The sequence below is a fragment of the Lysinibacillus sp. FSL R5-0849 genome (genome assembly GCF_038595075.1).
GTDB lineage: Bacteria > Bacillota > Bacilli > Bacillales_A > Planococcaceae > Lysinibacillus > Lysinibacillus fusiformis.
Window position 1 is genome coordinate 1,649,962 of record NZ_CP152004.1, and the last position, 13,877, is coordinate 1,663,838.

Below are 13,877 nucleotides of genomic sequence, written 5' to 3' on the forward strand. Positions count from 1 at the left end.
TCTTTAAGAGGAAACTCCTTCTAGTTTAGACACTTGCACATCATCCTCGGAGGATAAAAACTTTTCTAATTCATGTTTATTTTTTTCTAAATCAATATCTAGAACTGCACCTACATTTACATGTTTGTTTTCAAAAGAACTGGCAACAGGAATCCGTAAAGTATCTACCCCATTAGAGTGTCCATCCATTAAACCTTTTCCAATTGCAAGTATTGTTTTTTTGTCAACGTTCGTATCGATGTATGCCTCTGCAACACCTAATATTTTTGGTAAATTCATTAAGCTTTGAAAGCTAATCTGATCTTTAACCTTTGTCATAATTTCCTGCTGGCGTTCCACTCGTCCGAAATCACTTAAACGATCGTGACGGAATCGTACATAAGCTAATAACTGATCACCATGTAAAGTTTGTTCTCCAGGAAATAATGTCATGCCAATGCCATATGACATTTCATAAGGGATGTCCACATCAATCCCATTGGGTGCTAGAAGATCAACAATTTTAGGGAATCCTTCAAAATCAACGATAGCATAGTAATTTACATCAATATCAAAGTTTTGTTTAATGGTCTTCCTAACAAGTTCTGGACCTCCAAAAGCAAATGCAGCGTTTATTTTATTCTTTCCGTAATCTGGGATGTCAACATACGTATCTCTCATAATAGAAACGATTTTTACTTGATTCGTCGTTTGATTATAGTGTCCAATCATTAAGGCATCCGATCTACCTTCTTCGCCTCTAGTATCACTACCTATCAAGAGGACATTAATCTCACCAAATTGTAGGTCTGCGCCTTGGAAGGGCTCAAAAGTTTCTTCAGCCTCAGCTTCATTTTTACTGTCGTCTTCTGCCATGGCCAACCCACTATTGTACTGATAAAACCAATAAACAACCCCTATTACAATCATTGATGCGAATATGAAACATGAATTTTTTAGCCATTTACGGCTTGTTTTACTACTTTCCATAAATTAATAAATCCACCTATCCGTTATTTTTCAACAAAGATTTTCCGGTAAGTTGTACAGCTATTGCATCATCTAAATATCCAATAGGAAATACATAATCCGGAATTACATCTACAGGAATAATAAAATATAATAATGTACTTCCGATTATTGTTAATTCAAATAGTGTACCTTTATCTGTTGTAAATTTTTCATATAACTCTTTTAGCTTATTTATAAATGGTCCAACACTACCTACTTTTTGAATCTTTTCATTAAAACTCGTATGAATGGTATGTTTGCCTTCCTCCGTTTGAGAAAATAGTCCATAATCGTCTAATTTTTTTTCAACATCCTGCACTGAAAACTGATTGTCGTATACATTTGATGCCTTAAGAAAGGTTTGTATGGCATCAACTGAGGTGTGAATATCTGATTGTGACTCTTCTTGTCTTTGTTCCATAGGATATCCCGCTGCTTCAAATAGCTGAATAAAAGGAACACCAAGACATTCAGCGAATTTTTCTACATGTTGTGGGGTAGCTTTTCGTTTATGATTAATAATCCGTGAAATCGTAGCCGTATCGATTCCTGTTAGTTCACTAAACTTTCGCATAGATAATGAACGTTCTTTCAATAGCTCTTTCAACAATAAACCTAAAGTCGTATTTTCTTTCATTTCCGTCATATTCGATTCTCCCTTCTTCATTAAAAATAACTGTTGAACAGAAGTGTATAATGATGTTGACAAATTGTCAACACTCGGCAATGAAATGCTGCCAAATGGAAGTAATAACGGTAGCATGCTTACATTTGATTAGTTGAAGGCTTATTAGCGTTTTGGAATGTTTTCAAATTGCGGTGAATGCCTGATAAATAAAGGTAGAATGCACTTAATTGTAAGAAGCGAACAAGCTTTATATTCTGACTTTTCTAAAAAAACAAAAGTTTTTTCATCGGATTTTGTCGGATTCTATAAGTATCTCTTATTATTAGGCAAGCCCCAAAAAAATAATATGAGGAGGTACGAAGGATTGAAAAAGAAATTTAAAATTAGTTTAGCCAGTCAAATTTTAATCGGTTTGATTTTAGGGATTATTGTTGGTGGTATTTTTTATGGCAACCCCAAAATTGAAACCTACTTACAACCATTAGGGGATATTTTCCTGCATTTAATTAAGATGATTGTTGTGCCGATTATTATTTCGACGTTAATCGTAGGTGTTGCTGGTACTGGAGACATGAAACAGCTTGGACGATTAGGCGGGAAATCCATTATTTATTTTGAAATTATTACAACAGTAGCTATCGTAGTTGGATTACTTTCCGCGAATATTTTCCAGCCTGGCGCAGGTTTAAACATGAACGAGCTATCTAAAGGAGATATTTCAAAATACGTGTCAACTACAGAAGAAGTACAGCATGAAGGACCGTTTGATATTATTGTAGGCATCGTACCGACCAATATCATTCAGTCAATGGGTGAAGGCGATATGCTTGCGATCATATTCTTTGCTGTTATTTTTGGTTTAGGTGTTGCGGCCATTGGCGATCGAGGTAAACCAGTTTTAGACTTCTTCCAAGGGGTAGCAGATGCGATGTTCTGGGTAACTAACCTTGTGATGAAATTTGCGCCACTCGGGGTATTTGGTTTAATTGGTGTAACCGTTTCCAAATATGGATTCGCCTCTCTAATACCTTTAGCTAAGCTGGCTATCCTTGTTTACGCTACAATGCTATTCTTTATATTTGTGATTCTTGCACTTGTTGCAAAATTCGTAGGTGTCAATATATTATTTTTAATTAAAGTACTGAAAGATGAGCTCATTTTAGCATTCTCAACAGCAAGTTCAGAGGCTGTGTTGCCACGAATTATGTTGAAAATGGAGAAATTAGGGGCTCCAAAGGATATTGTATCCTTTGTTATCCCGACCGGTTACTCCTTTAACTTAGACGGCTCAACGCTGTACCAAGCGATCGCTGCATTATTTATTGCGCAAATGTACGGTATTCACCTAAGCATTGGTGAACAAATTACGTTAATGCTTGTATTGATGGTTACATCGAAAGGGATTGCAGGGGTTCCAGGGGTATCTTTCGTAGTACTTCTTGCCACTTTGGGTACTGTCGGCATTCCGTTAGAAGGTCTAGCATTTATCGCTGGTATTGACCGTATCCTGGATATGGGACGTACAGTTGTTAACGTAATTGGTAACTCATTAGCGTCATTAGTAATGGCGAAATGGGAAGGCCGTTTTGATACAGTGAAAATGAAAAATTACTTTAAGGATAATGAAAATTTAGCCTAAACTTTATCACAATATTTAGTGTAAGTTAACATAGAAAACACCTTTCGTCGATAAATGGTTTTAACCATAATCAATCAACGTAAAGGTGTTTTTTAAGTCTAATAGATTAGTATTGTCTAAAGACTTTATAAGATTAAACTTAATTCTCGCTTTCAATTGTTGGAATTATGTTATATGTGTAGCCTTCATCTGCTGCATTCCTTTCTTGTTGACCTACTTTGACTTAACAGTAGAACTGGGTATGTTACTTCGTGTTTAGCAGCTCATGTTTGAGAATTTAGTAAATGACTCACATAAACCCCCTTAATTCTCTAGATAAAGTTTTCACGCACTCCATATTAACTCCAGATAGTTCAAATATATTTGAACTACCAAGGAGGTAAGGAAATGAATTTTATCAAACGTGCATTTTTAAGTGTGAAGGCAAGGAAAGGGAAATCGATTATATTATTTACAGTATTTTTAGTAGTTTCCAATTTAGTATTAGCCGGCTTCGCCATACAAAATGTGTCACAGAAGGCGAATGACCATGCTAGACAAACATTAGGTGTAGACGTAAGTCTTCGAATGGATGAAGAAAAGCTTATGGAAAACGTGGCAAAGCAGCGACAAGAAAATCCAAACGGAAAAATACAACACCCTGAGCTTTTTGCAGATGATGCAGATCGGTTAGCTAAATCACCATATGTAATAGACTATAACTATCTTAAAAGTGACATGGTTGTAGCAGATGATTACACACCTATTAACGATGCTGAAGGTGATGATGGGGTAAGCGGTGCAGTTGGTAGTAGTGTCTCTGGAAATATGAAAATGCCTAATACGTTTCTTCAAGGTGTGAGAAGTTCTGAATTATTGCAAGAATTTACGGATGGAACACATGAAATAATGGAAGGTCGTTCAATTACACCTGAGGATAAGAATAGGAAAGTAGTGCTAGTTGAAAAGCGATTAGCAGAACAAAACGAGCTTCAAGTTGGCGATATGATAAAGGTCCAATCAATGGAAGGGACGACTGAAGTAGAGTTGGAAATAATAGGAGTATATAAAAATTCTGGTATAACTGACTTCGAGGAAAATTTACCAGCTATGATGCATCCATCTAACAAACTATACACAAATTATGACTCGACGAAAGAGAGCGGTGAAAAAAATTCAGTCATTAATGAAGCTATCTACTACTTAAATGATCCAGAAAATATAGCAGATTTCAAAACCGACGCAAAGAAAAGCAATATCGATTTTGATTTGTTCAAGTTAGATGCACATGATGCTTTATATCAGAAAATGGTTGGTCCTATTGAGAATATTGCTGCTACTTCAAAATGGATGGTCTATTTAGTATCTATTACAGGATCAATTATTTTAGCTCTTATTATTATGTTAACCATAAAAGAGCGACGTAAAGAATTAGGCATACTCTTAGCAATCGGTGAGAAAAAGAGAAAATTAATTGGCCAACTATTAGTAGAAGTATTATGTATAGCCTTACTAGCATTTGGTATTTCTACAATTACAGGTGAGACAGTGTCTCAAAAAATGGGAGATAGTTTATTACAGCAAGAGGTTATTGCCTCTCAAGAAAATCAACAAGAATCTAATAATTTAGGATTCTCATTTGGCATGATGAATAAGCAAGATAATGATGTGGAGCCTATCGATGATATTGATGTAAGTATAACTTCACAAGATGTGTTGAAGTTAGGTGGATTAGGACTGTTAATTGCCATATTATCGACGCTTCTTCCAGCACTATCCATTCTTCGCTTAAATCCAAAAGAAATACTATTAAAAGATGAGTAGGAGGAGTCCCATATGGACACAATATTACAATTTAAAAACCTATATTATTATTATGTAAGTAATAACAGGAAGAATACTTTACTAGAGAATGTGAATTTTACGTTTGAGCAAGGCTGTTTCTATAGCGTTTTAGGTCCTTCAGGCTCAGGAAAAACAACAGCACTTAGTTTGGCAAGTGGCTTAGATAACCCGAAGGAAGGACATGTGCTCTATAAGGGAAAAGATATAAGAAAAATTGGTTTGGATAAATATAGAAATAAATTTGTTTCGGTTATTTTTCAATCCTATAATCTGATAACGTACATGACGGCCCTTCAAAATGTAGTAACAGCAATGGAAATTACAGGGGTTAAAGTAAAAGATAAAAAGAAAAGAGCTCTCGAATTATTAGAAATGGTAGGCTTGACCGAAATAGAAGCAAAAAGAAAGGTTTTACAGCTTAGTGGTGGTCAACAACAACGTGTAGCTATTGCTCGAGCATTATCTAGTGATGTGGATTTATTAATTGCGGATGAGCCGACGGGTAATTTAGATGAGAAAACCTCGGCTGAAATCGTTGAACTATTTCAGGAATTAGCCCATCAAGAAAATAAATGTATTATTGTTGTGACGCATTCACAAGAAGTAGCCAAACAATCTGATAAGATTATTTACCTTAAGAAACGCAATTTAGTTTGTGAAAATCTGAATAAGTAACTTAGCTAATCCAAGAATGGGAGTGGTATAAATGTGGACAAAAATAGTAACCTCATTAGGCTTAGTCTCTATTGGTATAGCTATAGGAATGCTTACTAACTTAGTGGCCTTCAATGGTGACTTAGGTGACAATGAAAGCAATATGTATCAGGGTTATAATTCGTATTTAGATGAAAGGAATCCGGCTCAGGGGGATTCGGAATCTCCAAAACCGAGAGGTAAACTGACCCCAGAACAATGGGAGGAGTTCACATCAAAATCTGGTGGACAAATGCCTGAGCAGTGGGATCCATCCACACCTCATTCAGAAGAAAGTATACAAGGTTCAACATCTCCGTATTAATTTTCTTTCATAATTATCGTAAAAAACAACATAAAACCTCCAAAGATTTGTAAATTTAACCTATGAATCTTTGGGGATTTTTGTACCTGAAGGTTATGTTGTTCTTATGATATGGATGTATGACTTTGATCGTAGGATTCATATGAAATTTTTTAGGAAATAATGTAGGTATCTTCACATAAACTACAGATTGCGTGGTTATAATGGCTAACTAGGGGGGATATCTTAATGAACTATAATATTTTAGTAGTAGAAGACGATTTAGAAATTCAAGAATTAATTAAGCAGTTTTTGATGACACAAAATTATACGATTGAGGTGGCATCTGATGGAGTAGAGGGAATAAAAAGATTAAATACACAATCATTTGATTTAATTCTCCTTGATGTTATGATGCCGAATCTCAATGGATTTGAAGTGGCCAAAATGCTACGCAATCAATCTAATATACCCATTATATTTTTAACTGCGTTAGAAGAAGAACAAGATCAAATGAAAGGCTTTGATCTTGGCATTGATGATTATATTACTAAGCCGTTTTCATTTCATGTGCTGATCAGACGAGTACAAGCGGTTCTTAGAAGAAGCAATCATAAAAATTGGGGTAATCATTTAAATTTTAATGAACTGAATGTCGACTGTGACGGGTATAAAGCTTATGTAAATAAGGAGGAAATACCTTTAACTACAAAAGAATTCGAAATTTTACAACTACTACTCCATAATGAAAAAAAAGTGCTCACTAGAGAGATCATAGTAGAAAAAGTTTGGGGATACGATTATTCGGGAGAAACACGGATGATTGATACTCATATAAAAAACTTAAGAAAAAAATTAAATTTACCCTATATTAAAACTGTAAAGGGTATCGGATACAAAATCGATGAATAGGATTGTAAACTTCATGAAGATGAAAAAAATAACCTATAAGCTCTTTATGATTACTTCACTTATATTGCTATCGTTTGCGGTCTTAATTTATTTAACTTTATACTTCTTCCTTCCAACATTCTACGAGCAATATAAAACAAATCAGCTTCAATCCGGCATAGCAGAAATAATTCATAAATCTAAGAGTTTAACAGTAAGAGAAGCTAAAGAGCTTTTGGATGAGTACTCCAAAGAAAATAATGCAATCATTTACCTACAAGAAAAGAACGGAAATATTATCTATTCGCCTTCTTTTAATTTTCAAGGAAATACGCAATCATCCATTATTACCGGAAAAACATCACAAAATGAAGAAAATGTTAATGCCTTTAGTCATTCCTTGCCCATACAATTTCTGAATGAACGTAATTTAATGGTTACTGTATTCGCGACATTTCAACCCATCGATGAGGCCTCTCAGGTTTTAGTACGTTTTCTTCCTTATATAAGTATCATTGTTGTTTGTATTGGCTTGGGCAGTGCCTATTTATATTCAAGGTTCATTACAAAACCACTTCTCTATATAAATGAACGTGCACAAAAGATGGCAAATCTCGATTTTTCAGAAAATATAGTAGTTCGTTCTAATGATGAGTTGGAGGAGCTATCTAATAGTTTAAATGAGATGTCGAATAATTTGCAAAAAACAATGGATGATTTACGAATAGCCAATGAACAATTAAAAGATGATATTGAAAGAGAAAGAAAAATCGAAACAAAACGGAGGGAATTTTTTGCTACAGTTGCACATGAGTTAAAAACTCCACTCACTGTAATGAAGGGATATATAGAAGGCATGATTTATAATATCGGACCTTATGAAAATCGTGACTTCTATTTAGAAAAAAACCATAAAATTATAGAGGGCATGGAACAACTTGTCCGTGAAATTTTGAGTATGTCCAAACTAGAACAAAATATATTTAAAATCCAAATGAAAGAAACAAATCTCTCAAATTTAATTGAGACGATAATGAAAGACCTCGTTTTTTTTGCATCTCAAAAGGAGATTACTGTTATAAATAAAATTCCCCCGAATCTTTACGTATTTTCAGATAATGATTTACTAGAAAAAGCATTTAAAAATATTATCCATAATGCAATTATGTATTCACCACAAGGAGAAACAGTCTATTTAGAATTGACGGAGGATTCCAAAGAAAATCAAATTCAAATCCAAGTCATTAATACCGGTGTACAAATTAAAGCAGAGGAACTACAACAATTATTTCAGCCTTTTTATAGACTCGAAAAATCAAGAAATAGGAACACGGGTGGGAGTGGATTAGGCTTATATATCGTCAAGCAAATATTTACATCACTCTCTATAAATTATTCTTTTAATAATGTTGAAAATGGCATTCGATTTTTAGTTACATTTCCTCAAATTAAATAAATGGTACGAAGATTGGCGTCTCAAAAGCATACACAGATGACTCAATAAAGTAATTAGATTTATTGAGTCTTATATTAGATAGGAGATCGACTGAAAATGAAGATAAGAACAAAGTTAATTATTATTTCATTGAGCCTATTATTAATTCCAGGTTTAATTATAGGCGTGAGCAGTTATAATTCTGCTAACAAGCACTTGGATGATTTGGGAGAGAGGATGCTAAAAAATAATGTAGAAATGGCACTTCAATTAATTGATTCAATGAATTATGCCGTTCAAATTGGTGAAATAACTTTAGAAGAAGCCCAAGAGAAAGTAAAACAAAATTTAATTGGGGATTTACGAACTGATGGTACCCGTGAAATAACGACAAATGTTGATTTAGGTGAGGACGGCTATTTTGCCATTTACGGAGCGGATGGAGATAGGATTGCTCATCCATTCTCAGAAGGAGAAAATGCGTGGGAAAGTGTCGATAGTCATGGGGTTTATATGGTACAAAATATGATAAACGCAGCACAAAATGGCGGGGATTTTACATATTACGCTAGAGCAATGCCCAACGACCCTGATGCAGAAGAGGATAAAATAGCCTACTCTGCTATTGATCCGAACTGGGGTTGGGTGGTAAGCGCTAGTAGCTTCATGGCTTCATTTAATCATGGCATTCATTTAATTCAATACACGATTATCACTACTCTTAGTATCAGTATTTTAATAGGTGTAATCGTTATATTTTTATTTTCCAGACATTTAGCCATTCCAGTTCAAATGATTACTGACAGAGTTGAAAAGATCGCCAATCAACATTTAACCTTTACGTATTTAAACGTTAAAAATAAGGATGAGTTAGGTATATTAGCAACAGGAATAAATACGATGACTACAAATTTAAGAGGAATGATTGAAACCGTTTCGAACTCAGCCGAACAAGTTGCGGCTACATCTGAACAACTTACTGCGAGTAGTGAACAGACAAGCACGGCTTCAGATGAAATTACGAAGGCTATTCAGCAAATTTCTACAGGACAAGAAAAGCAACTGGTTGGAATGAAAGAAGCTAATCATTCCGTTACAGAGATATCATCGAGTCTTACAGCAATTACGAAAAATATTAAAGAATTAAATGACCTATCCATTGAAACCTCTAAAGTCTCTCTTTCTGGTAATGAAGTGATTACACAGTCCGTTGAACAAATGAATCAAATAAATAAACAGAACTTAATGACAAATAAAGCCATGCTATTGCTCGAAAGTAAATCACAAGAGATTGGTGAAATTATTAATGTCATTACTAGCATTGCAGCACAAACCAATTTACTTGCTTTAAATGCAGCGATTGAAGCCGCGCGCGCAGGGGAGCAAGGGAAAGGTTTTGCTGTTGTAGCTGATGAAGTTAGAAAACTAGCAGAGGAATCAGGAAATGCAGCTAATAATATTTCTACTCTAATAGGTGAAATACAACTTCATACACAAAATACAGTACAAATTGTCAATGAAGGAAAAAGTGTAGTTGAAACGGGTATACGTTATGTTGCAAACGCTGGGAAAACATTTGATGAAATAGCAGCTGATGTAGACATGATTAACAATAAACTTTCATCTGTCTCTACGGAAATTCAAGAAATTAATGCTAATACAGAGATTTTAGTAAATGAAATACTGAAAACCAAAGATGTTACCGATCAGTCATCGAGTTACACACAACAGGTTGTTGCAGCAGCGGAAGAACAGTCTGCTACTATGATTGAGATGACATTTGCTTCTCGTTCTTTAGCAGAGATGTCTCAGGAGCTTCAAAATCTAGTATCAAACTTTAAAACCAACGAATGAATCATTATATTTGGTAAGGTTTATAAAAGTAGAGACATATTCTTATGGTAAAAAGAATATTGAGCTAACAAATTTATGAACACGTAAATTTGTTAGCTATTTTTAATAGAGTTCAAAATGGTATCCATTGATATTCCACATAAACTTCACACGACATTCATATGGACTACAGATTAGCTTTATAAAATAATATAATAGTAATTTTTTGATAAAAGATGGAGGTTGAAACGACCCTATTGGAGGAATTAGGATGGAGACCGGTATGACATTATTTGAATCAAATCGAAAATCTGTATTAGAAAGTATTGAACATAAAAAATCTTTCACAATAGTATACATTACGATTATCAGTTGGCATGACTTGGACCTTTCTAAATGTATAGATGTGGTTAGGAGAAAGCTAACTTTGTATCAACCAAAAGTGGAATGGTATAGAGTATTTGATAAGGAATTTCTATTAGTCTGTCATGCTCAGTCCCAAGCTCGTTTAATTAGTCAAGAACTATCAAATATTGAATATTTAAAGATACACTATCTATATGTCCAAGATAGAAAACTTCCTGCGTTAAATTACGTTAGACAAGTCTATTTGCAAAACATAACTAGCGATGAACTAAAAGAGTGTAATTCACAGAAAGGTTTAGTAACTGAAGAGTTTGAAATAGTCTTCCAACCGATATTACACCATAATAGGCAATTATCCTTTGAAGCACTAAGTAAATGGCGGTGGGAAGAGATGGGTTCTATCTCTCCGGGTATATGTATTCCAATTTTAAATATAGAAAGTTTAATAGAATTAACCAAGAATATTATCAAAAAAGCTGTTGATTTATTGAGTAGATATAATGAAGTCGTTTATGTTTCTATTAATTTATCAGCGCCATTAATCAAAGATATTACTTGGTTAATCGAACATCTAGATGAAATTGGTATTACTAACAATAACCGAATTGCTTTTGAAATAACTGAGGAAACTATAATGGGGATAGAAGCTAGTGAAAATCTAAAAATTATACGTGATCGAGGTCATATTATATTTATTGATGGTTTCGGCTCTGGTTCTGGAAACTCGAATTTTCAATATATGTCCTTACTGCCCCTTGATGGAGTGAAACTAGATAGGTTGTTTATTAGTGGGAAATCAAATAAAAAGGTAATGGAGCTGCTGACAAATATTATCAAGGCCATAGATTTAGAAGTAATAATAGAAGGTGTAGACAATGTTGAGCAGCTTAATACCTTATCTGAAGCCCAATACGATTCAATACAAGGCTATTACATATCAAAACCACTAACAATAAATGAATTGACGAAATTTATGAATGACAATTGCTAGACTAAGTATAGTACGACAACAAAAGAATACCCTGTCGACATGAAGGGGATATTTAGAAAAATAAAACGACAGCAAAAAAACGCAATCCCCTGATGGGGGGCGTTTTTTGCTGTATAAAACCTTTTCTATTAGTTGTGGTGAAGGTGAACAATAAGAAAGAAGGGAACTCCAGATAATCTCCAGGAAATCTCTAGAAATTCTCCACCCTATTACCATATGAACTACAGATACTGCCTCTATTATAAAACCTGTAAGACAAAATACATCTTAAAAGGAGAATAAAAACATGAAAAAGAAAAAGAGATTAGCTGCTACTACTTTAGGTGCCGTATTCGCACTATCCACGATGGGGTCTGCATTTGCAGCAGAGGCACCAACTCAAGTGAGTGAGAAAAGTGAATATGTGGTAGGTCAAGTAAGTAAACCAACGAACTTTGATGAAATTTCAAAAGAAAAGGTGCAAGCCATTTTTGATCAAGCAGAAGCGGGTACACTAACAAAAAAAGAATCTATGAAGCAACTTGATGCTGCGCTAGGCATTAAGGGAGATAAAAATAAAGTGAGTGGTCCTGCAAGTAAACCATCGAACGTTGATGAAATCTCAAAAGAAAAGGTTCAAGCCATTTTTGATCAAGTAGAAGCGGGTACACTAACGAAAGAAGAATCCATGAAGCAACTTGATGAAGTGCTAGGGCTGGATGGAGATAAAAAACCTACAGGTAAACCAACGAACGCTAATGAAATTTCAAAAGAGAAGATGCAAGCCATTTTTGACCAAGTAGAAGCGGGAACACTAACGAAAGAAGAATCCATGAAGCAACTTGATGAAGTGCTAGGGCTGGATGGAGATAAAAAACCTACAGGTAAACCAACGAACGCTAATGAAATCTCAAAAGAAAAGATGCAAGCCATTTTTGACCAAGTAGAAGCGGGTACACTAACGAAAGAAGAAGCGATGAAGCAACTTGATGAAGTGCTAGGGTTGAACGGAGATAAAAAACCTACAAGTAAACCATCGAATGCTAATGAAATTTCAAAAGAAAAGGTGCAAACCATTTTTGACCAAGTAGAAGCGGGTACACTAACGAAAGAAGAAGCGATGAAGCAACTTGATGAAGCGCTAGGGTTGAAGGATGATAAAAATAAAGTGAGTGGGCCAGCAAGTAAACCTGTAAAGTAACTTTCAAGAAACCTCAAAAGTAGAGAAACTCTCCATTATAAACCAAGTAACAGGCAACCTAATATATAAGAAATAAAAGTAAAAGTGACAATATAGTAATAAGAATACAGAAGCACCGATACATTCGTAGTTTTTTTACATGTATTGGTGCTTTTTAATGTGTAGGATATTTAATTTCGCATAATAAGACAATCATGCAACTAGTTCATTGCATCAGTGAACGTTATAAGAAAATCTACTGTTTGCAGCGTTCCGACAAATATGAATTGCTATTTCCCCTATAATCATACTCATTCCCTAAAACCCTTTTGTGATAGTCACGTAAAAAAAGCTTCAACCCAAATCTAATAGATGATGGATTGGAGCTTTCGGTTTTTTTCAGCTGTCCTAACTAAGAAACAAACTTTTAACAGCTATCTGTTAGAAATACCCGTTCCTTACAAAAAATAATTGACTATAGAAATGCCATTCATTTACGCCCATTATGGTCTTTATTTTATGGTGAAGCCTAATGATTCAATTATGATGGGCGTTCCTCTAAATAATGTGCCATCGTAAGGAGTAATGGTTAAGGCCGTGTTTGATAGTGTATAAATACCGCCCTCTTGCATAACAGCATTAATATACAAATTGACATAGCCATTTGGTGAAAAAATCACGAATTCAGTAATGGGATCTGTCTGATCATTCCAAAAGAGAGTAGCGGGTAGGATTGCTCCGTTTGTTAAATCAAGATCGCTTGTTAAAATGTAAAAATATCTGTTAATCGTTGGAATGACTACTCCTTCTGGGACAACTTCGGTGGGAGGGACGATTGGACCATAAGAGGCTTTTATACGGGGCCAAATAAATCGATCCTCATTGCTACAATCACAGCTTTTATTACTTATTTGACCATGCTTAGGGTTGACCATGTGTTATCACACTCCATTCTTATAAATTTAACCTTTGCCTCGAATTCAGTTACTATAAAATATGAAGAAAATAAAATTCAATCTAGTTGAGCATCTATCATTCGATAAAGATTATTTCAGACAACCATGCTTTTTTCATAAATACTAGTTGGATAGAAGCGTTGGCATACATGCTTTTTACCGTAAATT

The 13,877-nt window shown here is 34.6% G+C and carries 12 protein-coding genes; 9 read left to right on the forward strand and 3 right to left on the reverse strand.

Annotated elements, in window-relative coordinates:
• Positions 1-3: 3 nt before the first annotated feature.
• Together MKY80_RS07805 and MKY80_RS07810 are read right to left on the reverse strand one after the other, a co-directional pair.
• The gene (locus MKY80_RS07805) at positions 4-969 is read right to left on the reverse strand and encodes an LCP family protein (protein WP_008176386.1); all 966 of its coding nucleotides are present in this window, start codon (positions 967-969) and stop codon (positions 4-6) included.
• 16 nt (positions 970-985) lie between these two features.
• Positions 986-1,636 carry a DUF1232 domain-containing protein gene (locus MKY80_RS07810; protein WP_043990126.1) on the reverse strand — a complete coding sequence of 217 codons (651 nt, stop codon included), beginning with the start codon at positions 1,634-1,636 and terminating at the stop codon, positions 986-988.
• 346 nt (positions 1,637-1,982) lie between these two features.
• On the opposite strand from MKY80_RS07810, the gene MKY80_RS07815 reads away from it, so the two are divergent.
• The 9 genes from MKY80_RS07815 to MKY80_RS07855 all read left to right on the forward strand — a co-directional run bounded on the left by MKY80_RS07815 (position 1,983) and on the right by MKY80_RS07855 (position 12,774).
• Positions 1,983-3,257, forward strand: a complete 1,275-nt coding sequence (locus MKY80_RS07815) for a cation:dicarboxylase symporter family transporter (protein ID WP_275443966.1) — start codon at positions 1,983-1,985, stop codon at positions 3,255-3,257.
• A 387-nt stretch (positions 3,258-3,644) separates the two neighbouring features.
• Positions 3,645-5,060: an ABC transporter permease gene (locus MKY80_RS07820; RefSeq protein WP_107921800.1), complete on the forward strand. Its 1,416-nt coding sequence runs from the start codon at positions 3,645-3,647 to the stop codon at positions 5,058-5,060.
• A gap of 12 nt (positions 5,061-5,072) precedes the next feature.
• Positions 5,073-5,756 (forward strand): ABC transporter ATP-binding protein, encoded by a 684-nt coding sequence (locus tag MKY80_RS07825; RefSeq protein ID WP_043990124.1) that lies wholly within the window; start codon positions 5,073-5,075, stop codon positions 5,754-5,756.
• A 31-nt stretch (positions 5,757-5,787) separates the two neighbouring features.
• Positions 5,788-6,099 (forward strand): hypothetical protein, encoded by a 312-nt coding sequence (locus MKY80_RS07830; protein ID WP_008176380.1) that lies wholly within the window; start codon positions 5,788-5,790, stop codon positions 6,097-6,099.
• Positions 6,100-6,327: 228 nt separating this feature from the next.
• On the forward strand, positions 6,328-6,990 hold the full coding sequence (locus MKY80_RS07835; protein WP_008176378.1) for a response regulator transcription factor: 663 nt from the start codon (positions 6,328-6,330) through the stop codon (positions 6,988-6,990).
• Entirely contained in the window at positions 6,983-8,425 is a 1,443-nt protein-coding gene (locus MKY80_RS07840) for a HAMP domain-containing sensor histidine kinase (protein ID WP_008176376.1), read from the forward strand. Before MKY80_RS07835 ends, MKY80_RS07840 begins: the two co-directional genes overlap by 8 nt.
• Before the next feature lie 96 nt (positions 8,426-8,521).
• Entirely contained in the window at positions 8,522-10,258 is a 1,737-nt protein-coding gene (locus tag MKY80_RS07845) for a methyl-accepting chemotaxis protein (protein ID WP_043990122.1), read from the forward strand.
• Between the two features lie 250 nt (positions 10,259-10,508).
• Positions 10,509-11,594, forward strand: a complete 1,086-nt coding sequence (locus MKY80_RS07850; RefSeq protein ID WP_008176373.1) for an EAL domain-containing protein — start codon at positions 10,509-10,511, stop codon at positions 11,592-11,594.
• A 286-nt stretch (positions 11,595-11,880) separates the two neighbouring features.
• Positions 11,881-12,774 (forward strand): hypothetical protein, encoded by an 894-nt coding sequence (locus MKY80_RS07855; protein WP_342532462.1) that lies wholly within the window; start codon positions 11,881-11,883, stop codon positions 12,772-12,774.
• 491 nt (positions 12,775-13,265) lie between these two features.
• Here MKY80_RS07855 and MKY80_RS07860 read toward each other — a convergent pair whose 3' ends face one another.
• Positions 13,266-13,688, reverse strand: a complete 423-nt coding sequence (locus MKY80_RS07860; protein WP_089985083.1) for a DUF4183 domain-containing protein — start codon at positions 13,686-13,688, stop codon at positions 13,266-13,268.
• Positions 13,689-13,877: the final 189 nt, after the last annotated feature.

Coding starts and splice junctions, on each gene's coding strand:
- MKY80_RS07805 (WP_008176386.1), bottom strand. CDS start 969: ATGGAAAGTAGTAAAACAAGCCGTAAATGGCTAAAAAATTCATGTTTC.
- MKY80_RS07810 (WP_043990126.1), bottom strand. CDS start 1,636: ATGACGGAAATGAAAGAAAATACGACTTTAGGTTTATTGTTGAAAGAG.
- MKY80_RS07820 (WP_107921800.1), top strand. CDS start 3,645: ATGAATTTTATCAAACGTGCATTTTTAAGTGTGAAGGCAAGGAAAGGG.
- MKY80_RS07825 (WP_043990124.1), top strand. CDS start 5,073: ATGGACACAATATTACAATTTAAAAACCTATATTATTATTATGTAAGT.
- MKY80_RS07830 (WP_008176380.1), top strand. CDS start 5,788: ATGTGGACAAAAATAGTAACCTCATTAGGCTTAGTCTCTATTGGTATA.
- MKY80_RS07835 (WP_008176378.1), top strand. CDS start 6,328: ATGAACTATAATATTTTAGTAGTAGAAGACGATTTAGAAATTCAAGAA.
- MKY80_RS07840 (WP_008176376.1), top strand. CDS start 6,983: ATGAATAGGATTGTAAACTTCATGAAGATGAAAAAAATAACCTATAAG.
- MKY80_RS07845 (WP_043990122.1), top strand. CDS start 8,522: ATGAAGATAAGAACAAAGTTAATTATTATTTCATTGAGCCTATTATTA.
- MKY80_RS07850 (WP_008176373.1), top strand. CDS start 10,509: ATGGAGACCGGTATGACATTATTTGAATCAAATCGAAAATCTGTATTA.
- MKY80_RS07855 (WP_342532462.1), top strand. CDS start 11,881: ATGAAAAAGAAAAAGAGATTAGCTGCTACTACTTTAGGTGCCGTATTC.
- MKY80_RS07860 (WP_089985083.1), bottom strand. CDS start 13,688: ATGGTCAACCCTAAGCATGGTCAAATAAGTAATAAAAGCTGTGATTGT.